Origin of the sequence: Thalassoglobus sp., assembly GCF_048270125.1 — a bacterium.
GTDB lineage: Bacteria > Planctomycetota > Planctomycetia > Planctomycetales > Planctomycetaceae > Thalassoglobus.
In genome coordinates, this window is record NZ_JBLWTN010000001.1 from 535,261 (window position 1) to 556,107 (window position 20,847).

The window sequence follows — 20,847 nt, forward strand, 5'->3', positions numbered from 1 at the left end:
GGAACACGATCACAGTTTCAGATGAGTTCGAGCTCGCTCATTCTTAAACGAATTCGCACTCCGTTTCTCATCTGGGCGACTCAGGAATCTTAGAATTTTTAATAAAGCAACTTAACACTTGGTAAGGCCATCATGAAGCAAACAATCCTCCTGGCTACCGTCTTGGGAAGCCTCACCTGTTCCCACCTTTTTGCAGAATCCCCGAACACACTTTCCCTCTCAGAGAAAATGTCTGGTTGGGAACTTCTCTTCGATGGAAAAACCGCCGAGAATTTCCGCAACTACAAAAAAGATACGCTTAACAGTGGTTGGGTCGTGAAAGATGGAGCTTTAGTCCGCGCCGCTGGCGGTGCGGGTGACATCATCACGAAACAACAATATTCCGCTTTCGAGTTGACTCTCGATTACAAAATCTCCAAAGCAGGCAACAGTGGACTGATGTTCCACGTCACAGAAACAGAAGCGACGCCCTGGCGAACCGGTCCGGAAATTCAAATTCAAGACAATGTCGACGGGCACGATCCTCAGAAATCGGGATGGCTGTATCAACTCTACCAGCCTCCGGGAGACCCTGCGACAGGGGAAACCGTCGATGCGACGCGCCCCGCCGGAGAGTGGAATCAACTGCATGTTCGAATCACTCCCAACCAATCCGAAATCAATATGAACGGCGTCCGTTATGCTCGTTTCAAAAAAGGAGATGACGATTGGAACAAGCGAGTCGCAGCGAGTAAGTTTGCGAAATTCGAAAACTTCGGAAAGCCGAACTCAGGGCATATCGCACTGCAGGACCATGGCAATGAAGTCGCTTTTCGGAACATCAAAATCCGTGACCTCTCGAAAGAGAACGCTGTCAAGAATCCAGTCTCTGGAACGCTTGAACTCGAACCTGTCCTCGCTTTTCCAAATCTGAAATGGGCCAACTGGGAGCCCGTTGACGAACGAGGACGTCCACAATCCATACGCCCCGTCGTGGTCACGTATGCCGGTGACGAATCCGGGCGTCTGTTCGTGATGGAACAGCATGGTGTGATTTACACCTTTAAGAATGATCCGAAGGTCACAGAATCTCACGTCTTTCTGGACCTGCGAAGCAAAGTGAACTACTCCGATCGCCAGAACGAAGAAGGCTTCCTGGGGATGGCTTTCCATCCGAACTACAAAGAGAATGGCGAAGTCTACGTTTACTACACCACAGTCCCGGGACAGATTTCGGTAATCTCGAAGTTCACAGTCTCCAAAGAGAACCCAAACCAAGTCGATCCGAACTCAGAAGTTGAGATCATGCGGATCGAACAACCATTCTGGAACCACAACGGTGGCACGCTCGCGTTTGGGCCAGATGGGTACTTGTACATCGGACTCGGAGACGGCGGCAGTGGGAATGATCCTTACGGCAATGCCCAGAACCTTTCCAGTTTGCTTGGCTCGATTTTGCGAATCGACGTCAATGCCAAGCAAGACGGCAAAAACTATTCAATCCCGGCAGACAACCCTTTCGTCAGGAATAAAGAGGCTCGACCAGAGATTTACGCCAACGGCTTACGAAACACCTGGCGGATTTCATTCGATCGCGAAAGTGGAGCGTTGTGGTGTGCGGATGTTGGCCAAAACTTGTGGGAAGAGATCAACATCATTCGCAAGGGCGGAAACTATGGTTGGAACATGAAGGAAGGAACCCATCCATTTGGCTCGAAAACCGCCAACCCGAGCGAAGTGATCGATCCAATCTGGGAATATGATCACGGTGTCGGAAAGTCGATCACAGGCGGGCTTGTCTACCGTGGCTCAAAACTTCCCGAATTAGTTGGCAAGTATATTTATGCAGACTACGTTTCTGGTCAAATCTGGGCTCTCGATTATGATGCCGAAAAAGGAAAAGTGAATTCCAATCTGGCTATCCCGAGTCCAAAGTTGCCGATCGTCACCTTCGGTGAAGATGCCGAAGGCGAGATTTATTTCTGCATCGTCACAAACAACGGCAAAGGGATCTACACACTGAAGAAAAAGTAGAATCCGTTCAGAGAGTTTGATTCTTAACCAACAGCACATCGCTATCTGAAGTGCTGTTGGTTTATTTTTCAAGACAACAGAAAGAGCGAGGACCATGGTTGTTCGTCCGAAATTGATGCTCATTGCTGGCTGCCTGCTGGCCATGTTTTCACTTGTTGGCAGCCCACAAGGTTACGCTCAACAAAACGCCGAAAAGAACAGCGATCAGATCCGGAGAATTCCCTCCGAGAACAACAAAGACTTTCCCGCTGCGATTCGTGTCCACGCCGAATCTTTCGGTCACACCGCGCAGATTCTTCCCGAAAACAATTCGGGGGCGATTGCCGCTCAATGCCAGTCTGTGCTCAGTAGACTGGGCCAGATCCTGAAAGACGTCGATTCAGACAAAACCCACGTGGTTCAATTGAACGCATATGTCACTGATGTCAAAGCTCGCAAAGTCTTTGAGGCAGAAATCCGAAACTGGTTTAACGACACTCTCCCCGCCGTGACTTGGGTCGCGACTCCGCTTCCGGTAGAGCAGGCTCAGGTTGGGCTAGACGCAGTCTTCGTTTCGAAACAGCGCACCTCTGAGCGTCTTCTTTCTCAAAAGACTGGCTCTGCTGACGAGAACCCGAATGGTACGGCTGATGCCAGTTTACTTCCCGCTGGAGATGTCGTGTACGTCTCTGGTCAGGCAGAACCAGGCGATCTAGTAGAAGGCACGAAAGAGACACTTTTGTCCCTGGAGAGGACTTTGCAATTCCTTGAATTGGACAAGCAACACGTCGTTCAAATCAAATGCTTCATTACACCCATGTCAGACGTCGCCATCGTGAATCAAGAGTTAGCCAAGTTTTTTGGTGACTCCGCAGTCCCACCGGTTTCACATGTCGAATGGATCTCCGGTTCGCGAGCGATCGAGATTGAACTCGTCGCCTGGGCACCTGCCGCTGAATCAGAAAAGTCCGTGAGCTATGCAACACCTCCGGAAATGCGATCTTCACCAGTCTACAGCCGTGTAGCTCGAATTCACGGGCAAGACCGCATTTACATTTCCGGCCTTTTTGCCAGCAAAGCAGGATCCGGTGAAGAGCAGGTTCTCGATATTTACCAATCGCTTGAATCCACTTTAAATAAGGCGGGCTCGGACTTGAAACATTTGGCGAAGGCAACGTACTACGTCTCAGCTGCAGATTCGAGTGACCAGTTGAACAAACTTCGACCAGATTACTACGACCCTGAACGCCCGCCAGCCGCCTCGAAAAGCATGATGCAAAAGATGGCAGCTGAGAAGATGTCAATTCATATCGACGTGATCGCAGCTCCGAACCGTTAGCGGCTTTTCAATGCGTGTCGTGCCCGTGAAGATTAATTTCATGACTTCATAGACTGCACAACACAAGGCAGAACGTTAAGACCAACATTGGATTTGCTCTCGCTGGTGACCGTTTTTTTGAACCCGGTCACACTCAGTCGTTTCGATTTGCTCATTGCTGCCCGTAATGATTATCCTGCACCTCCTCATGTGTCTCCGCGTTGAGTCGTCTTGATTCACACAGACTGATATTCACTGCCAGAACAACAATGAAATCCACAACAAAAACATTGTAACATCGCCTCAGGACACAGGGTCAAAAATGCGAACACAAGTGACAAGGAACACAACGTGGATCCTTCCGCTATTTCTCATCGGAGGATTGGCGTTTTTTGTTCGCTACAGCCATCTATTCTTTAGTCCCGGTCCGGCAAATCAAGACCAGTCACAGAAGCAAGAAGCTGGTGAGCAGAAAAACATTTCAAATGTCATTCAATCAGCTTTCGCTGAGTTGAACGCCGACTTGAAAGCTTCAGAGCAGCACGTCCTGAATTTTATCAAGGATCGAAAACAAGCTCGCGCCGATCAGGAAAACCTGTTTCCCGCTCCTGCGGATGCCAATCTTCATCGGGAGTTTCTTGAAGAGTACAAGCAGTTTCAACTTCAGGCTGTCGAGTACTACCTGAATCAGACCAAGGACAGTGAAACTGCAAAACCCTCAAGCGAAAAGTTTCTGACTGCATTCATCAACTGGGAATGTGAGACCTCATCTTCAGACGAGAACATCCCTCAGGAAATAATTCAACTTGCTGAAAAAGCAATCGAAGACGGTTCGAATGACGACACTATCCGAGCTTGCTATGCAGGGGTATTACTAAAAAATAACCGAATGCAGGAAGCCCTGGACGCGATGATCGATCTGCATCAGAAAGAAGCTCAACTGCAGATCGCGCCGACGCTCGTTCCAATGTTTCAAATCTGGTTGTTGAACGCTTCGCAAGAACTGGAAGAGAGCCAGTACAACATTCAAACTCGCCGTCGACAAATGCTTATTTCGCTGATCGAGTTCTTAAAACTCGATCAACGAAAAGATCAAGAACGCTTCTTCTGGTTGCTTTTTGATAATAACGTCCAACTCGACCGCACAGGCTGGAACGAATTTTTACAAGCTCTGTTTCAACACCCAGAAATTCCGATCTATCACAAACAGCTGGCGATGGGCAAATTTCGAGTGAAGTTTGCGGGCGAAGAACGAAAGCCGACTGACGCTCCGTTGACTCCAGAGCAACAGGAATTGGAACTACAAAAAACTTTGCTGCAAGCCGTTCCTTACTTCTTGCGAGCTTGGCACCTCGAACCACAGAACCCAGATGCCCCGTATGAACTGCTTAAAATTGCTGTTCAGATTGATGCCCCTGGATGGAGGTCTGCGGACTGGTTTCATGAAATCATCAGCATCGAATTTGATCATCAAGATGCTTACAACACTTACTTTGAATCTCTTCAATCGAAGTCACAACACGCCGAACTTCTTTCACTGGCCAGTTCCTGTCTGCAAACAGCCCGTTGGGAGACGCCTGTTCCAAGCTTCGGTTTGAACGCGATTGAAGATGTTATGGAAGACTCTCCGTTGAACGAAGAGTTGGGAAAGAATCCCGAAATCGCAGGTTTTGCCAGCAACTTTGCGGCGGCCTATCTGGAGCAAACCGAGAATCAAAACCAGCAATCCATTCAAGAATTGACTGGACAACAACTCGGCTTACTGACTGGAATACTTGTTCAATCAGGAAACTACGAACCGGCTGCTAAACTCTTTAAGTTGCATGGAAAGCGGATGACCGACGATGCCTTCTTATGGGCCCATCGGAATCGAGACTCGTTTCACCGAGAAGTTCTCGCAATGACTGGACCAGCAGCCAATGAGATCAAAGCCCTTACGACAAGTCATCTCCCAGCCGATCAGAAAGTCGTGGAGCAGATCCTCGAAAAAGACCCACGGCCAGAAGTCGCACTGTTTGCCACCTCGCTAAGACTCAAACAGGCACAAGCTGAACAATTCGAGAAAGGGGAGTGGGTTGACCTTACTTTTCAGGAAGGTCTGCCAGGATGGTTCGTCGATGCCGACGAAACTCACATTTTGAGCGACAAGGCTATTGTGCTTCGCGAATTCCAACAGCACGGAAATCTCCAGCTGCGGCCTGACTTTCAATTCGAAGCCCCCTATCAAATTGAAGTGGTTGTCAAACTCTTTGCAATTGAATCATTGCGTTCTCCCACGAATCGTGTTGCCATCGCTCTTGGTGGATCACGCAGCCCGGAGTCTCGGACAATGAAGTTCGCTGAGTTCGGTATCACCATGAACGGAGTAAACGTCGCCCACCTCAATTCACAAACTCCAGATGGTGAAGTCTTAAAGCTAAAACCGATTCTACACATCAGTGATACTTATCGTTTGAGCCTCGAAGTCTGGCCGGACCGTGCTTTAATGTACGTCAATAATCAGCCCGTGATTGACGATGAAAACCTGGCAGGGATTGCGACAAACATGCTCTCTTTCGGAACAATCATTTCGGACAAGTTGACCCCACGGAGCATTCGCCTAGAAAACCCACGATTCCGAAAACTCTCTGTCTCTCAAGAGGACAGTCTTCTTGTTTACACGCAAAAACTGGTTCAGCTTCATCCTTATCATCCGAAAGCCTATTTTCTGCACGGCAAATCGTTTCGAGATTTGAATCAGTACGATGCCGCGCGAAAAGAGTTTGAAAAAGCACTCCTCTTGAAGCCGGACTACGAAGAAGCGAAGCGAAGCCTGGCCTTCTGTTACGGTGCACTCAGAGACTTCCGAAGAGCGATTCTAATTCTGGAAGGCTTGGTGAACGAATCTACAACTGACCCAATTCTCATGAATGAATTGGCCTGGAATTTAATTGTCTGCGACGACAAATCACTACGAAACGCACCACGTGCGATCTCTCTGGCGAAAGCGGCTTGTGAACAGTCCAACTTCGAAAACCCAAACATAATCTCCACGCTGGCATCTGCCTACGCGGAACATGGAGAATTCGAGAAAGCTGTCGAAACGCTTCAGCTGGCGATTAAAATCGCTGATCCACAGCTACAAATCTACTTAAAAGAACGTCTCACAGACTACTCTGAATCACGTGCAATTCATGAGACTCAGCCGTGAGGGCAAGATTGTCCAGCTGAATGAGCTGGACTCCGCCTGCTTATTCAAAGAAGTACCGTTCTACTTCCTTGAAGAGTCTTGGATCGGCTTCTTTAAGGCGTTCTAAGTGTTTTTGTGCTTTCTCAACATGCGAATCCGCCCCTTCTGACGGGGAGAGTTCGGCACTTCCTTTGGCAGTCATCAAGTACCGGATGATTGCTCGTTTGACTGGTGGATCGTTGAAGCCTTCTTTTTCATACAAGCCAACAACTTGATCCATCGCCTCCCAGTCTTTCCAGCGGGCGAGGTCGATGATCGCCATGTCTGCAATTTCTGGACGCTTCAGAACTGCTCTCATCGCTGAAAAGAGATCGGCTTGAGGAATTCGCTCACGGTCATAGGTCCAGATGAAACGAAGCGATTGCAGAACCTGAAACAGATCTGTTTGTGAAGATTCGGGATTCAGAATCATGGCTTCTTCAAGAACATTGAAGCCTTGTTTTCCGGTTAGCAGGATATATCCCGACGTCATCCCATCAATCCCGAACTGATAGTCAGCACTCGATGTCAGTAGTTTATTCTTTAAGAATTCCCCGTCCTCTTCATCACCGCACAGTCCCAGAATCAAGCCGTAGAAGCCGGTCCGTAACACACGATCCGGAGGTGTCTCCGGATTCTCTAACCAACTTCGAATACGATCTGGTTCCATCAAAGGTGCCAGCGGAACAATGTCTTTATAAGCGGAAATTGCGAATTCTGAAAACGCATCCGCAGCGACCACAGAATTTGGATGCTCCAGAAATCCCAGAAAGTAGACAAGTCGTTGTTGAACTGGCACGTCCAGACCGGGAGCCTTGACCATGTAGTCGAAACTCTCCTCCGTCATATTGATTAATTCAGTCCATTTCAGGGCGTCGTCAGCATCTGCATCTTTGTTGCCCATAATCAGGACCAGATCCCCCTTTGATCCGTCACGATATCGGTCCAGGCTGAGCGTTCCACCTTGAGTGAGGTTTTCGTCAGCCCCTTTGACGATTTTCACGATCTCAAACCGTGTTGCCCCAGAAAGTTCTTTCTGCCGATTCGGTTTGTCCCCCTCCAGAAATTTTCCAAGAACGACCGCATCATGAGAGGCGACCTGTTCAGCCAGAGAAGGTGGAGTGACTCCGCAATATGGGCAGGCTGCAAGAAGAGAACCTGCCGAAACAGATGCACTCAGTAGAAAAGCTGTAAATGAAGTCCAAAACGAACGCATGATTCCCCTCCTGCGAATATTGCCGTCCATCCATGGTATCGACAATCCATTGAGCCTCGAAGCACAATTTTGCCACTATTCGACCGGTGTGCTCATCTTTGAACAAAATAAGCCCCAGAAAGCTCTGGTGGAGTACCTGGGCTGTCTGGGGCGTTAATTCAAAAAACTGTTCTACTTAATCGAAAAAGTAGCGTTCGGCAGACTTCACTGTTTTGGGGTCTTCTTTGCGAAGTTTTTCCAGGTTCGCAGTCGCCTGTTTTACGTGGTCTGCGACCTCACCTTCTGCGGCAGTCGCATTATTCTTTTCTGCGATGAGCATAAAACGGACGATGGCTCGTTTGATCGACGGGACTTGATACTCTTCATCGTCGTAGAGTTCCATCAGCTTGTCCATCACACCCCAGTCATCCCAGCGAGCGAGGTCCACAATGACCAGGTCTGCCAGCGTAGGACGATCAAGCAGGATTCGCATCGACTGTCGCAAACGGTCCGGTGAGATGCGGTTATCGCCGTAAGTCCACATGAAGCGGAGAGCCTGCATCGCTGCGAAAGTCTCACTGAAAGGAACTTCACGGTTTCGGAGTTTGTGTTCATCAATGACGTCGAGTCCTTCGTCACCGGTCAGAACAAGATACCCGCTCATCACTCCATCGATCCCGAGACGGAAAGTATCCGACTCTTCGAGAATTTTCGCCTTCATAAACTCAGCATCGTCTTCGTTTCCGCTCAATCCCAGCAACAGGCCAAAAAGACCGGTGCGGGTCGCTCGGCTGGGAGCACCTTCTGGATCTTTCAGCCATTCACGGAGTTTCTCGCGGGGCATAATGTTGCGTAGCGGAACAATGTCCTTGTAAGGAGCGTTGGCAAATTCTGAGTAGGCATCCGTTGCGATCAACGCATCAGGATATTCCAGAAACTTCATGAAGTAAGCCAGACGCTTCTGTGTGGGAGCATCCTGAGGTGGCGACTGCTTCATGTAATTGTAGCTGGTTTCCGTTACTTCGAGTGGGCTGCTCCATTCAATGCGGTCGTCAGTGAGTGTCCCGAGTAAGAGGAACAGATCACCTTTTTTTGAGGCTCGGTAGCGATCCAGTTTGATCGTCTTCCCTTTCTCTAACTTGTTCGATTCATCCTCAACGACTTCGATAATTTCGTAGCTGGTCGTTCCGGAGAAGCTCTTTTCGCGATCAGCCTCCTCACCACCGGCCCACTGCACAAGTACGGCAGCCTGCGAAGCGCTGAGTTGTTCAGTGAGTGTCAATGACGGGGCATCGCAGAATGGGCATGCAAGTGCCGTCGCAGTGACACATGCTAGAGCGATGAACACGCTGGGGAGGCGGCAGAGGAGAGAGTAGAGGCGCATCGTTGAGTCCTGGAAGTTGAGATTCCGATCCATAGTGTTGCGTTAGAGTGCAACATCTTGGCGATCATTATTTTTGAATAATCGTTGCATCATCAATATGATACAAAAGTCCGAGGGTTTCAACAAATTCCCCGGTCTTTTCGTCCCGTTCATCTTCAGGCCAAGATTCAATTTTGAATGTCCCGACAAGATCGAACGGTCGTCCCTGGATGTATTTCGATGTCTCTCCATCTTGGAGTTTGACCCACAGCTTGTCGTACACTTTGGCCTTCCGCCCGAAACAACAAATCTGGTTATCCCGCACAAACATGAATCGTCGAATTCCTTCAGATTCATCAGGGGGGAACATCCATCCTCGCAGAATGATTTTCTGCCCTTGAAGGGCGGTTAACCAATCTGGCAAGTAGTCTTCTGCATTGAGTGGAACAGGTTCCATGTTCAAAGTTTTAAGTAGATCGATATCGTCAAATGTGACTCGCCAGGCATCGTGCTTGCTCTCTTTGGAGAATTCTCGCTCCTTCACCAGAAGCTTGATCTCCCGTGGTTCAGCAGGAGTAGAATCCTGATTCAGCCCTAACAGCTTTTCACGATTCTGACGATCCATTTCCGCTTGCAGGCTGACGATTTTAGAAGCTTTATCTGGGGAAGCATTTTCAGGAACTTCGGTAGATGATGTTGCTGCAGGATCATTGTCTGAACCTGCTGGTTTTGCATCATCTTTGACCATGTTCTTATCGTCGGTCTTCTCTTCAGCCGGTTTCTTTTCCTCAGCTGTCTCTGCGTCGGTACTCGCGGATTTTGGTTTTTCAGAAGTTGCAAGCGGTTTCGAACTCTGTGAAGACGTTTCCTCCGAGGAGTTCGGTGTTAGCTCGGCATCAAGCGGTGTGGTCTCAGAATCCTTAGCAAGATCCATCTTCGCAGGCGACTCGACCGGTGAACTGATTTCCTCAGTGATCTCCCGGGTCTGGTTGTCGGACTTCTGGCACCCGGAAAAAGTGACAACGCCCAGTACTAACGGGAGAACGATCAAGCTCGAAAGGGACTGCAAGGCCATCGGCTTCTTGCTTGACTTTAATGTTTCGGTGCTCATTCGAATTCACTCATTTCAAACTGAAAGTGCTCACTACAATGAATCACTGTGATACATTTCCGGGCTTGAAGCAACTCACCCGGTTGAATGGGACAAATTGAACAGGTCAATGTTCTATAAGTCAGCGCCCGCTAAATTAGCGGTTCCCAGTGTTGAGGTAAATCTGTGTCTAAGGAAATCAGTCTCAACGGATCAACTTAACAGCTGTTAACTCAAAAGTCAGTTCAAAGATGCAGGATGTAAAAGAGCCATCAGCGCGGTTGATTGCACGATGTCTTAATGATGAATGACTTAACGAACAGTCTTAGCGAACAAACGCGCGTTCACAATTTGCTCTACCATGAACAACATGTGAACTGACAACGTATGTTGGGCATCAGATCAACGTCACCGTACCTGTCATTTCTAAAAATCGCTAATTCGTGTCGTGAAGTATTCTCCATCGATAACGTACAAGGGCTCCAGATCCTGATTTGTAAATTGCTCATTGATCCGAAACTTGCCAGCGATCGCGACTTTTCCAGCTTTGTAATCGATCTCTTTTCCCGGCGCCATCACGACACCCACCCGGTCGGTTAATGCGGGAGAAGCTCCGAAGCAGCAATCCTGGTTATCCTTCACCAAGATGAATGAGCCCAGCCCTTTCATCTTGCCGGTTTGATAGATGTATCCTTTGAGGAAAACATCTTTCCCTTCCATGTCAAGGACATCGGGATGAAGACTTGACTGCCCGTTCACAGTAACAAACCCCTTCTCGGAGATGTCTTTCAGGAAGTCATAACGCTGGTATCCTTCAGGGACTTCCGTTTGATAGGTATACACCTGATATCCGAGTCCTAAACTGAAGAAGCTTGCTGAGAGAACAATTCCAGCAACGGCAACCCAAGTGCCGCTGTAAGCCGTTTTCTCTCGGCGGATAGCGAACAGTGCGAGACTGCTGATGACAAACGCAATCAGACACAACGGGAGCGCCAACCACACGAAGAGAGCCATCGAGGACAACAGTGTCAGGACAAATCCGACGACTGCAATCACCGGCACCGGCCGATAGCTGAATTCGTTGTAGTCGCTGAACTCCCGAGCAATCTCCGAAATGGGTCGCGAATCTGGTTCTGCGGCTTGGGTCGACTCGATCTCATGTTCAAGTGTTTGAACCATTTCTGAACTCTCTCCAAAATTGTGGAATAGTGCGGAGGCTGGAAAAAATGAAAAACAGACGCGGTAAATTCTACCGCCCGACTCCACATAATACTGTGCGTTATTATACGTCGACCAGATTCGTTCGTCTCAAGTCGGAAGTTGGAATTGTTGCAAAATTGACACAAATTTCCTTAATTCGGACAAGATTAACAGGGTTACCACCAGCATTTTCGGAACTTCTCGTTGTTTGAGGTGTTTCTATTCGTATGGCGACTCCGTCATATCTTTTCACGAATTTTGAAAACATAGGATAAAACTGATGAAAACGTTGACCCGGTTAGCAGCTTCTCTGGCTGTCTGTGGGCTTTCAACTGCCGCGATCGCACAGGAATCTGATGAAATCTTTAAAAGCCTCGACAAGAACGGCGACGGAATCTTAGCTGCGGATGAAGTCTCTGAGTCTCAACAGAGATTCTTTGAACGCCTTGTTCGTGCAGGAGATAAAAACGAGGATGGCAAGCTGTCACTCGCGGAATATCAGGCCACACTCAAAGAAGATGAGCGACCTGCAGGGACGCCCGCCGGACCTCGCGGAGAAAGAGAGCGTGGTGCCCGTGGTCGGTTCGAGCCAGGTGCGATGTTTGATCGTTTCGATTCGAACAAAGATGGAAAATTGACGAAAAGTGAAATTCCTGAAGAAGCCCGTGGACGACTGGGACGCATCTTCGAAGAAGCTGGGAAAGAGGAACTCAGCAAGCAGGAATTTGGTCAAGCCCTTGGCAAGATGATGCGTTCAGGGCGGCCTGATGCAGCTGGTGGACGTCCGGGCAACTCAGACTTCCTTGCTCAACTCGATAAAAATAAAGATGGCAAATTGTCAAAAGACGAACTTCCCGAGCAACTTCGCGAACGACTCTCCGGTCTGTTTGAACGTGCCGGGACTGATGAAATTTCGCTGGAAGAACTTGCTCGAATGCGAGGCCAGCGCGATGGAGATCGCCCAGAGAGAAGGGCCCCGGAGAAAAGCAGTTCTGATAAAGAACGTTCCGATGTAGACCGTCCGAAAAAAGAGATGAATCGCGACAGCGACACCAAGGGCGATCGACCAGAACGTGGTAGTCAGCGTCCCCCAATGCGAGATGGGGAACCTGGTGACCAAGAACGTCGTCCGGAAGGACGCCCCCGCTTCGGCGGTGGTCCAGATGGCCCTGGTGGACAACCAGGAATGGGAGGCCCAAGAGGCTTTGCATTTATGCGAGTGCTCGATACGAATGAGGATGGAAAAATCAGCCAAAGTGAAGCACTCCGAATCGCCAGACTTTTCGATGAACTCGATCACAATAAGGATGGTGAACTGGATGGTCGCGAACTGATGGGCTTCAGCGGACGCCCAGAAGGAGGCCCTCAAGAAAGAATGAATCGACCTGGAGATCGTCCGGAAGGCAACCGTCCGGATGGGGATCGTCCAGAAGGTCGCCGACGAAGTGGAGACCGCCCCGAGGAAGGTCGTCGCCCTGAAGGAGACCGTCCGGAAGGAGACCGTCCGGAAGGAGCACGCCGTGGTTTCAATCCGGAAGCGTTTCTTGATCGCTTCGACAAAGACAAAGATGGAGCCATCTCGAAAGAGGAGGCAACAGGAAGACTCAGCGAAAACTTTGAACGCATTGATGCCAACTCCGATGGAAAGATTGACCCAAAAGAGCTTGGCGAAATGCTCCGAAGTGGTCGTCCCGGTGGAGAAGGCCGTCCAGAAGGTGGACCACCACGTGGCCGCCGGCCTGGATCTGATGGGGATCGCCCCGGTCGACCAGAGCGAGAAGGGGACCAACCAAATCGCCCTCAGCGTCCTGAATCAGAGTAAAGCCACCAGATTGGCTTGTTAATTTCGACAGCACCACTATTCTGAATGGTTTCACTTTCAGTCTGCACAAGAGTGAAAGAGATCCATCCAGTTCAAAGTGGTGCTGTTTTTTTTACTTCACGAAAAGCAGTCTATGCGATGAGCAGTCTTTGCAGTTGGAAAGATGCTCTTCACAAGCTCGGCAAGCGTTGAAAATGCATAAAAATTAGGTCTTGATGAGTTCCTGCTGAAATCTCAATCGGGTCTTCTGTTGCAGAGTTAGGACGTACAGCTAAACTTGCAGGTTATTCCTCTTGCTCACTCTCCCTGCTTAAAGCTGAAAACAAATGTCTCGCGGAAAAAACGTACTTGGTGGCGATCTTCAAACCTGTTCAACAGATCCGATGACGGGCTGGTTTCGCGATGGATGCTGTGGCACCGGTCCGGGGGACATGGGGATGCACGTCATTTGCTGTCGCGTGACGGAAGATTTTCTGGAATTCTCGAAGTCAACCGGGAATGATCTCTCGACACCGGTTCCTGAATTTCGATTTCCGGGCTTAAATCCTGGCGACCAGTGGTGTGTGTGTGCAGCACGGTGGAAAGATGCCTACGATGCCGGTCACGCCTGCGAAGTGGTCTTGGAAGCAACTCACATGTCAGCCCTTGAATTTGCATCACTTGAGGAACTTCAGCAGCATGCTGTCTCTGAGTGAGACGCAACTTCGGCGTCGTAGACTCTTTTAGAGTCTCTCAGGCGATGTTCCCAGGTTCAGTATTTGTAGAGCGACTCGCAGACTCACGCCCTCGTTCATTGTTCCAGAAACGGCGTGACATGAAGCGGTTGATCCGCCTTGATTTCAACCGTCAACGCTCCAGAGTTTTGAGTCGCGAAAACACGGATATCCGGACCAAGCTGATCTTGCAGTCGCGCCACAACCGAGGCGTCTCCTGTACTGATCAGTACGATGCTGGAATTTGCCCATTCAAAAAATTGCTGCGGGCTCGAAAACTTTGAACCATGATGCGGAGCCATCACGACATCAAAAGGCTCTGTCGATTTGCGCAACACTGCTTCAACTCCGTCTCTCTCTAAATCACCGGTAAAGAGCATGCGATGCCCCGCATACTCCAGAGACAGAACTAGACTGTTCGCATTGTCATATTTGGAATGAAACGAACTCGATGGGTGTAGAACTTTGAACTGAACAGCATCTCCTGTTTTCTGAAATCCAATTTCATCGTCTGCAGAAACGATCCGAATCGGAATCCCGTGCATCGCTGCGGCTGTGCAAACCTCTTCAACATTTGACTGCTCAAAGTCCAGAAACTGCTGAGTCACAATCAGAGTTCCGATTGAAAAACGCTCAAACAATTTAAAGAGTCCGCTAAAGTGATCATGATCTGCATGTGAAATCATGACCGCATCGACGTGACTGATTTTCTGTAAACGCAAATACTGCTCGACGGTCCTCTCAGCTCGTCGTCCATCTCCAAAAGTGCCACAGTCATAGAGGACGGTTTCCCCACCGGGAAGTTCAAGAACCGTCGCCAATCCATGGCCGACAGAGAGGACCGTATACCTTAATCCATCACGCTGCGGAGTTTGCAGACCGATCGCGAATCCGACCATGATCCAAACCGAAAGAACTTTCCACCGTCCATGAACGAACTGTCGCGAACCATAAAGATTCCAATTCCACGCGATGAGTAAGTAGTAAACGACTAACCACCAAACTGGAGTCGCTCCACAATAGAAATGTCCCAACGGTACGTGATGAGCCCAATCAACAATCCAAAGCAAACCTTGCATCGACCAATCGAACAAGCCGCCAACCAGGAGAGTCAGCGAGGGAATCAGAAGCCCGCAAAACAGAAAGAAATATCCCAGGCCAAGCACGACACCAATGTATGGAATGAGCAACGCATTCAAAACAAATCCGATGGGGGTCACCAGATGAAACGTCGCCACAGTCAGTGGTAAAGTGACAAGCCAAATGGCACTGGTCACTACGTATCCCTGATACAGGTAACTTGCAACGGGTGACAGGCGTCCCACCCAACGCCATTCTTCGGCAACAGGAACGCCAAGTGATTGTGCCCGAAAGGGATTCGCCTCCAAAGCCCGACTGCTCCAGACAATGCCTCCGACTGCGAGAAACGAAAGCTGCGCTCCGATATCAAACAGATTGCCGGGATTCCAAAGCAAGAGAATCCCTGCACAAAACGCCAGCGCACTGTACGGATCGATTCGTCGATTTCCAGCTGTCCCCAGACAAATCACTGTAATCAACATCGAGGCACGCAGAACCGGCGGGCGATGATTCGTCAACATTGCGTATAGAATGACGATCAAGATCAGGGAAGTTATGGTCGTTCGCGGCGAAAATTCAAAGACCCGACAAACGATCGTAATCAGCCCGGCCAGAATCCCTACATGCAACCCCGAAATCGCCAGCAGATGCATCGTCCCGCTATCAACAAAACGGTCGCGCATCTCGTCTTGAAGTTGAGTGCGATCCCCCAGAAGCAACGAGAGTGCAAGCCGACATGAATCTTCCGACAGGTTCTGGACGAATAGCTGTTTGATACGCAAACGCGTTGTTTCTCGATATCGCGGAATCAGCCACCGGAATGGACCGGAATCTTCGAGAACCTGTACCGCCTGTGGGTGGCTCACCCGAAACAGCCCATCAATCCCTTGACGTGAAAGAGCCGTCTGAAAGTCGTAGCCGCCGGGGTTCCTTACTGGCTGAGGACGGGAGAGTTTCCCGAGAAGTTCGATTCGATCGCCAATGCGTGCATGGACGAGATGACCTTTGACGTCCACACTTAAACGCCCCGAGACAGTTTTCCATTCGTCCCCCGCTTGTAATCGTTCACACTTAAGTACGAAGCGGCTGTTGTCGACTTCCAGCCAGGAAGGGATTCGTGGTCCACGTTCTGATTCATATAGATCGAGGCTTGATACGATCACGCCTGACACTCTCGCCGACCGTGACTCCTCAGTGGAATATCTCAGGATATTGTCAGCTTGACGATGGTGATGAAAAAACTGATTTCGCCCGCCACCGACTGCAACGAGCAGAAGCAACGTTGCTAACGATGCAACGAAGGAGCATCTCTGAAACGGTAAGCTGATCAATGCCACCAAAGTACTGACAACAAATAATCCTCCCCACACTGGCAAACTCAGCGATGAGAAATGATCCGTCACAATCCCAATCGACAACGCCGTCACCACCCAGACGACTGGACGCCGGAGATTTCGATGAAGACCAGAGTTCGAAAGCTGATCCTGTTCAATCAATGCTCAAACTCCATTGCTCAGAAACCTTGAGAGTCTCTGAATGAAGAGAACGCAATTCAATGACTGTCATTCCGATGAAGCTCGTTTTCATGACTTTACAAACAGCTCCTCGCGAGCAGAAATTAATGGCCAAGACTCAGTTCCAAAAATGATCCACGCGCTCGCTCTTGTACTGCACAAATTTTCTTTGAAGAAAGATGAATCAGTTTCGGAACTGACAACAATCCAGGAAGGAAGACTGGTTCGCTTTCTCTAGAGCAGTTTGCTCTACCGTTTGCCCGTGAAGAACGCATTCTCTAGAGCTGATCCTGAAACCTGAACTTGTGCTCTCAAACACTGAGAAAAGCCACCATTCCACAAGTTTCCGGACTGGTTCTAGTAAAAATGCTGTTCGCCACGAGGCAGATCCTGCAAACCATTTCGAAAGATGCTCTAGCAACGATCCATATAAAATTGATGGATCTGAGACAGCGTTGATCCGAGCGGCTCACGAATGATGACATCCGCAAGGTGGTCAAGCGGAGTCTCCGTACGGTTGATGATGACCAGCTTACCTCCATTTCTCTTTGCCACTTCAGGAATCCCGGCAGCAGGATAGACAACAAGAGATGAACCGCAGGCGAAGCAGAGGTCTGCGTTGCTTGCCAATGTAATTGAACGTTCTAAAACATCCTCGGGTAACGCCTGGCCGAACGAAACGGTTGCGTGCTTTAAAAGCCCTTTACAATCCGGGCAATTAGGAACTCGATCTTCTTCAAGATATTTTTGAACCCACGGGTCAGCAGGCCAGCGTTTCTCACAACTCAGGCAACTGATTTCTCGAGCAGTCCCATGAAGTTCAAGTACGTTATGGCTACCCGCTTCAACATGCAGACCATCAATGTTTTGAGTGACAACTGCAGAAAGTTTTCCTTCCGTCTCCCATTCTGCCAACACGCGATGTGCGGCGTTTGGAGATGCAGCCTCAAACTCGACATGCGTTTGCGATTTCTGTCGCCAGTATTCGTATCGATCCGCTTCCGAACTGAGGAATTCATTGAAGTAGACAGTACGATTCTTCGACCAGACACCGCCCGGTGAACGGAAATCAGGAATCCCACTTTCTGTCGAAATCCCTGCACCGGTAAACGCAATCGCTGACTGGGAATCAAACAGCCAGTCAGCGATTGACTCAAGTTGACCTTGAAGTGCTGAGTCAGTCATCAACGATCCCTTTCGCGGAATCTTCGTAAGTTCAAAAGTTACCAAAACATGACTTGCGTCACATTGAGAGTTTGTGCAAATGTCTTCTGAACCTGCAGCGTCATAAAACTTCCCGTCAGCGACGATCGACTTCGGAGCGTCGGTGAAGGAAACAGAGACAAATGAAAAGCAGTATGATACTGCCCACGAATAAACATTCCACTGTCGAATACATCGCCTCATTACTGGAGACGTCATCATGCCCGCTCTATATTTGTTTGAGCACGAAGTCACCGAAACAGACATCGACGGTCAGGGGCACGCGAATAATATTTCGTATCTGAAGTGGTTGCAGAACGCCGCTATCGCACATTCAGACGTACAAGGCTGGAACACGAACCTGTACAAAGAGCATGGCTGGGCGTGGGTCGTGAGATCGCACTTCATCGAATATCGCCGACCTGTCTTTCAGGGAGATGCTGTTGTAATCAAAACCTGGGTTCACGATATGAAGAAGTATTCATCGCTCCGGAAATATGAAATCCTCAACAGCAAGACCGAAAAACTCGTTGCCCGTGCAGAAACGAACTGGGCTTTTGTGGCAACGGAAACAGGACGATTGATCGCGATTCCAGAGATCGTCAGTTCTGCGTTTGAGATTCCGCAATCATCAAACGCTTCACTAGCATCGTTGCGTAACATCCCCGAGGCAAAGTGAATTGAACATTGAGTTTCGCCAGACCCGGAGAGAGTTCATCTTCCCCGAACTCAGACTCCAAATCAGCGACGGGAATCATGGCTGCTCTCGAAGCCTTCGGAAAGAAGCGGTCACGTGGATGACGAACTTTGAGTTCTTCCAGTTTCCAGCCTTTCTCAGCTAACGACTTTTCGACAAGTGGGCGCAGCGATTCATCAAGGTTTTTGATTCGCGCAGAAGGCAATGGGATTTCAGCACTATGCAGACGTTGTTTCTGCTCGGCAGTCATTGTCGTTGGTAAACAGAGTTCGCCTGTCTTCATGCGAAATCGTATGAGCTGATCGTCGGTGAAAGTTTCCTGGAAAAAGTTATTGAGGATATGGTTCCACAAATCACTTTGAAATGCAGTTAAGTAGAGTCCACGCATTTCTGCATTGACACAAGCCCAGGCACCTTTAAAGTCATCTTTTCGATCATCCAGAAACGTAATGATACTCCGGCGATGCGAACGACTGAGCTTCTGTTTACAAAGCTTCCAATCGCCCCAGTGTTTTCGCAAAATGTCTTTCTGCTCTCGCTCGTCTCCGTCATCCATCGGATGTGGTTCCGCGAAACTCAGCCGCAATGCTTCTTCGTAATCGGCACGTATCCAATGTTCAGCGATAAACGGATGTCCCGGAATCCAGGAACCAAATCGTTGATCGTCAAAATAATTTGCCAAGCCTGTGGCTGCAATTTGAGGAAGCGCCTTTTTCGCAGAGTTCACTTCATCAGACGAGAGTGACCGGAGAACTAAACTGAAGCGATTCGCTACAATGTCTGTTGCCACCGTGGCTCTTGTTGACTGTCCCAGGTACTCAAGCGCAACTTGATGATCTTCAAAGTTGCGACTTGGACCATCGAAGATTGTAATCACTTGAGACGTAATGGCGTGACGATCTTTTAATCCAGCATGCGCCAATTCTTTAGGTGAACGCTTCCATTGAATGGCAATGCTCTTCAATGCGTCGAGTGTGTTCCAGCCTGTTTTTCGCATTTCGTAAACGCCGTAATTTCCGTCACGACCAATTGGGATCGAATTAATTTCTTCGACACGAAAATCAGCAGCTTGAGTTCGAATTTTCATCCAGATGTCTTTTTGTTCATGAGTCATGAAAGTTTGAAAATCTTTGAAGGATTTTGAAACAGCTTGTCGTTTTTCAGTTGGCGAGTTTGTAACTCCGGTGTATAGTCCGTTTCGCCTGACTCTTTCTGTCATGCGCACATTGATGACATCTCATCCGGTTCTACGGAGACAAACTGTGCAAGAACATCTGATCGAACTATCCGTTGGCGAAACGATTCATGTTGGCGAGTATACAGTGACAATTGTCTCTGTCGAAGGTGACGGGCTTTGTTTTGAAATTCTTGATGACGGACAAGCTGAGATCGATGAAAGTTTTGCAGGATCAGAAGACATTCTGGCCAACGTCTACTAGGGCATTCTGAAAAGTGCAATCTGTCTCGCGGAAATGAGCTATTCATAATATGAAAAGCTCTCTTCCCGGACACAGACAACTCGCAACAGTTCCAGCTCTCTCACGCTTGGAACACCTCGCTCATAAACCGTAAATGTTGCTCCGACGTCGCTACGCAAACATTGCCGCAGATTCATCTTGATCTGGCGACTCAGTAGCATCCCAGTCCCCGAGCGATCTAAGACTGGTCGTTATACTCTGCATCGTGAAGAGCGACTTGTAAGGTCCTCGAAGTGACCTTCGGATCGATCCTCGCCAGCACGACAGGCATTGAAAATGCCGCGAAAGAAGTTTCAAAATTAAATCGCACGCGCCCTCGTGGAGCAACGATTTGAATTTATCGAAACTCATCTTCTAAATTTGCAAACAGCGTCAGAAGACTCCGCAGGCTGTGTGAATCTCGCAGATCACCCAATCTCTCCATTGCTCGTCCGGTGTGTCGTCTTTCAGCAAACAGTCTGCGTGAAAGATTCACTAGCAGGGAGAGAGTCAAATGCATTTCGAGCGGAGAGGCTGAGTTCACTGAATAAATGGAGCAAATGCATTCGCCCAACAAACTGAGTTCCATTCATCATTCGCTCGCCAGCATCAATTTGTTCAACACGAAATCATCGTTCACGAACTGAAAGATTCCGCAGAAATCGAAATTCAAACTTGCCTCGTAGAGTTCGATCTCTTTCCTGAGGATCACCAGTCATGTGAACTATTGTCCACAGCTAAACGTTTCATCGACATGCCCTCGCTAGAGCATCTTTCGAATTGGTTTGCAGGTTCTGCCTCGTGGCGAACAGCATTTTTACTGGAAAAATACGTTCTTCACGGGCACACGGTAGAGCAAACTGTCTAAGATCGAAACATTTCGGAGAAACCAAAGGCCCCCAGACGAATGCGCAGGGAGAGGGGAGTGGATAAATTGCATCATCCAGCTTGCATGCGGTCAGCCCATGAGCCTGGAAGCACCGCTCCGCTGATTG

At 49.0% G+C, this 20,847-nt stretch carries 14 protein-coding genes; 7 read left to right on the forward strand and 7 right to left on the reverse strand.

Annotation, left to right across the window (positions count from 1 at the left end):
• Nucleotides 1-132 precede the first annotated feature (132 nt).
• The 3 genes from ACN0YR_RS01970 to ACN0YR_RS01980 all read left to right on the forward strand — a co-directional run bounded on the left by ACN0YR_RS01970 (nucleotide 133) and on the right by ACN0YR_RS01980 (nucleotide 6,500).
• Nucleotides 133-2,013: a family 16 glycoside hydrolase gene (locus ACN0YR_RS01970; RefSeq protein ID WP_417847527.1), complete on the forward strand. Its 1,881-nt coding sequence runs from the start codon at nucleotides 133-135 to the stop codon at nucleotides 2,011-2,013.
• Nucleotides 2,014-2,107: 94 nt separating this feature from the next.
• Complete coding sequence (locus ACN0YR_RS01975) at nucleotides 2,108-3,331, forward strand: RidA family protein (RefSeq protein WP_417847528.1); 1,224 nt, start codon at nucleotides 2,108-2,110, stop codon at nucleotides 3,329-3,331.
• 301 nt (nucleotides 3,332-3,632) lie between these two features.
• Entirely contained in the window at nucleotides 3,633-6,500 is a 2,868-nt protein-coding gene (locus ACN0YR_RS01980) for a tetratricopeptide repeat protein (protein ID WP_417847529.1), read from the forward strand.
• A gap of 40 nt (nucleotides 6,501-6,540) precedes the next feature.
• On the opposite strand, the gene ACN0YR_RS01985 is transcribed toward ACN0YR_RS01980, so the two are convergent.
• From ACN0YR_RS01985 to ACN0YR_RS02000, 4 genes are all read right to left on the reverse strand, one after another.
• A complete protein-coding gene (locus ACN0YR_RS01985) occupies nucleotides 6,541-7,734 on the reverse strand; it encodes a hypothetical protein (RefSeq protein ID WP_417847530.1) in 1,194 nt (397 codons plus the stop codon).
• A 175-nt stretch (nucleotides 7,735-7,909) separates the two neighbouring features.
• On the reverse strand, nucleotides 7,910-9,097 hold the full coding sequence (locus ACN0YR_RS01990; RefSeq protein ID WP_417847531.1) for a hypothetical protein: 1,188 nt from the start codon (nucleotides 9,095-9,097) through the stop codon (nucleotides 7,910-7,912).
• Between the two features lie 67 nt (nucleotides 9,098-9,164).
• Complete coding sequence (locus ACN0YR_RS01995; protein ID WP_417847532.1) at nucleotides 9,165-10,187, reverse strand: hypothetical protein; 1,023 nt, start codon at nucleotides 10,185-10,187, stop codon at nucleotides 9,165-9,167.
• Between the two features lie 405 nt (nucleotides 10,188-10,592).
• Nucleotides 10,593-11,345, reverse strand: a complete 753-nt coding sequence (locus ACN0YR_RS02000; protein WP_417847533.1) for a hypothetical protein — start codon at nucleotides 11,343-11,345, stop codon at nucleotides 10,593-10,595.
• Nucleotides 11,346-11,646: 301 nt separating this feature from the next.
• Here ACN0YR_RS02000 and ACN0YR_RS02005 point away from each other — a divergent pair, with 301 nt between their 5' ends.
• Both ACN0YR_RS02005 and ACN0YR_RS02010 read left to right on the forward strand, forming a co-directional pair.
• Nucleotides 11,647-13,188: a hypothetical protein gene (locus tag ACN0YR_RS02005; protein WP_417847534.1), complete on the forward strand. Its 1,542-nt coding sequence runs from the start codon at nucleotides 11,647-11,649 to the stop codon at nucleotides 13,186-13,188.
• Between the two features lie 326 nt (nucleotides 13,189-13,514).
• Complete coding sequence (locus ACN0YR_RS02010) at nucleotides 13,515-13,883, forward strand: DUF2237 family protein (RefSeq protein ID WP_417847535.1); 369 nt, start codon at nucleotides 13,515-13,517, stop codon at nucleotides 13,881-13,883.
• Between the two features lie 95 nt (nucleotides 13,884-13,978).
• Here ACN0YR_RS02010 and ACN0YR_RS02015 read toward each other — a convergent pair whose 3' ends face one another.
• Complete coding sequence (locus ACN0YR_RS02015) at nucleotides 13,979-16,477, reverse strand: DNA internalization-related competence protein ComEC/Rec2 (protein ID WP_417847536.1); 2,499 nt, start codon at nucleotides 16,475-16,477, stop codon at nucleotides 13,979-13,981.
• Nucleotides 16,478-16,909: 432 nt separating this feature from the next.
• Complete coding sequence (locus ACN0YR_RS02020; RefSeq protein ID WP_417847537.1) at nucleotides 16,910-17,680, reverse strand: SIR2 family NAD-dependent protein deacylase; 771 nt, start codon at nucleotides 17,678-17,680, stop codon at nucleotides 16,910-16,912.
• Nucleotides 17,681-17,918: 238 nt separating this feature from the next.
• Between ACN0YR_RS02020 and ACN0YR_RS02025 the strand changes: the two genes are divergently transcribed.
• Nucleotides 17,919-18,377 (forward strand): acyl-CoA thioesterase, encoded by a 459-nt coding sequence (locus tag ACN0YR_RS02025; protein ID WP_417847538.1) that lies wholly within the window; start codon nucleotides 17,919-17,921, stop codon nucleotides 18,375-18,377.
• Here the strand turns inward: ACN0YR_RS02025 and truD are convergent.
• Nucleotides 18,301-19,482, reverse strand: coding sequence for a tRNA pseudouridine(13) synthase TruD (gene truD / locus ACN0YR_RS02030; RefSeq protein WP_417847539.1), 1,182 nt, complete (start codon nucleotides 19,480-19,482; stop codon nucleotides 18,301-18,303). The genes ACN0YR_RS02025 and truD overlap by 77 nt on opposite strands.
• A 175-nt stretch (nucleotides 19,483-19,657) precedes the next feature.
• Here truD and ACN0YR_RS02035 point away from each other — a divergent pair, with 175 nt between their 5' ends.
• Nucleotides 19,658-19,834, forward strand: a complete 177-nt coding sequence (locus tag ACN0YR_RS02035) for a hypothetical protein (RefSeq protein WP_417847540.1) — start codon at nucleotides 19,658-19,660, stop codon at nucleotides 19,832-19,834.
• Nucleotides 19,835-20,847: the final 1,013 nt, after the last annotated feature.

Bases quoted from the DNA above. Each gene is read 5' to 3' on its own strand.
- ACN0YR_RS02020 (WP_417847537.1), bottom strand. From the start codon at position 17,680: ATGACTGACTCAGCACTTCAAGGTCAACTTGAGTCAATCGCTGACTGG.
- ACN0YR_RS02000 (WP_417847533.1), bottom strand. From the start codon at position 11,345: ATGGTTCAAACACTTGAACATGAGATCGAGTCGACCCAAGCCGCAGAA.
- ACN0YR_RS01985 (WP_417847530.1), bottom strand. From the start codon at position 7,734: ATGCGTTCGTTTTGGACTTCATTTACAGCTTTTCTACTGAGTGCATCT.
- ACN0YR_RS02005 (WP_417847534.1), top strand. From the start codon at position 11,647: ATGAAAACGTTGACCCGGTTAGCAGCTTCTCTGGCTGTCTGTGGGCTT.
- ACN0YR_RS01995 (WP_417847532.1), bottom strand. From the start codon at position 10,187: ATGAGCACCGAAACATTAAAGTCAAGCAAGAAGCCGATGGCCTTGCAG.
- ACN0YR_RS02010 (WP_417847535.1), top strand. From the start codon at position 13,515: ATGTCTCGCGGAAAAAACGTACTTGGTGGCGATCTTCAAACCTGTTCA.
- ACN0YR_RS01975 (WP_417847528.1), top strand. From the start codon at position 2,108: ATGGTTGTTCGTCCGAAATTGATGCTCATTGCTGGCTGCCTGCTGGCC.
- ACN0YR_RS01990 (WP_417847531.1), bottom strand. From the start codon at position 9,097: ATGCGCCTCTACTCTCTCCTCTGCCGCCTCCCCAGCGTGTTCATCGCT.
- ACN0YR_RS02025 (WP_417847538.1), top strand. From the start codon at position 17,919: ATGCCCGCTCTATATTTGTTTGAGCACGAAGTCACCGAAACAGACATC.
- ACN0YR_RS01980 (WP_417847529.1), top strand. From the start codon at position 3,633: ATGCGAACACAAGTGACAAGGAACACAACGTGGATCCTTCCGCTATTT.
- ACN0YR_RS01970 (WP_417847527.1), top strand. From the start codon at position 133: ATGAAGCAAACAATCCTCCTGGCTACCGTCTTGGGAAGCCTCACCTGT.
- truD (WP_417847539.1), bottom strand. From the start codon at position 19,482: ATGAAAATTCGAACTCAAGCTGCTGATTTTCGTGTCGAAGAAATTAAT.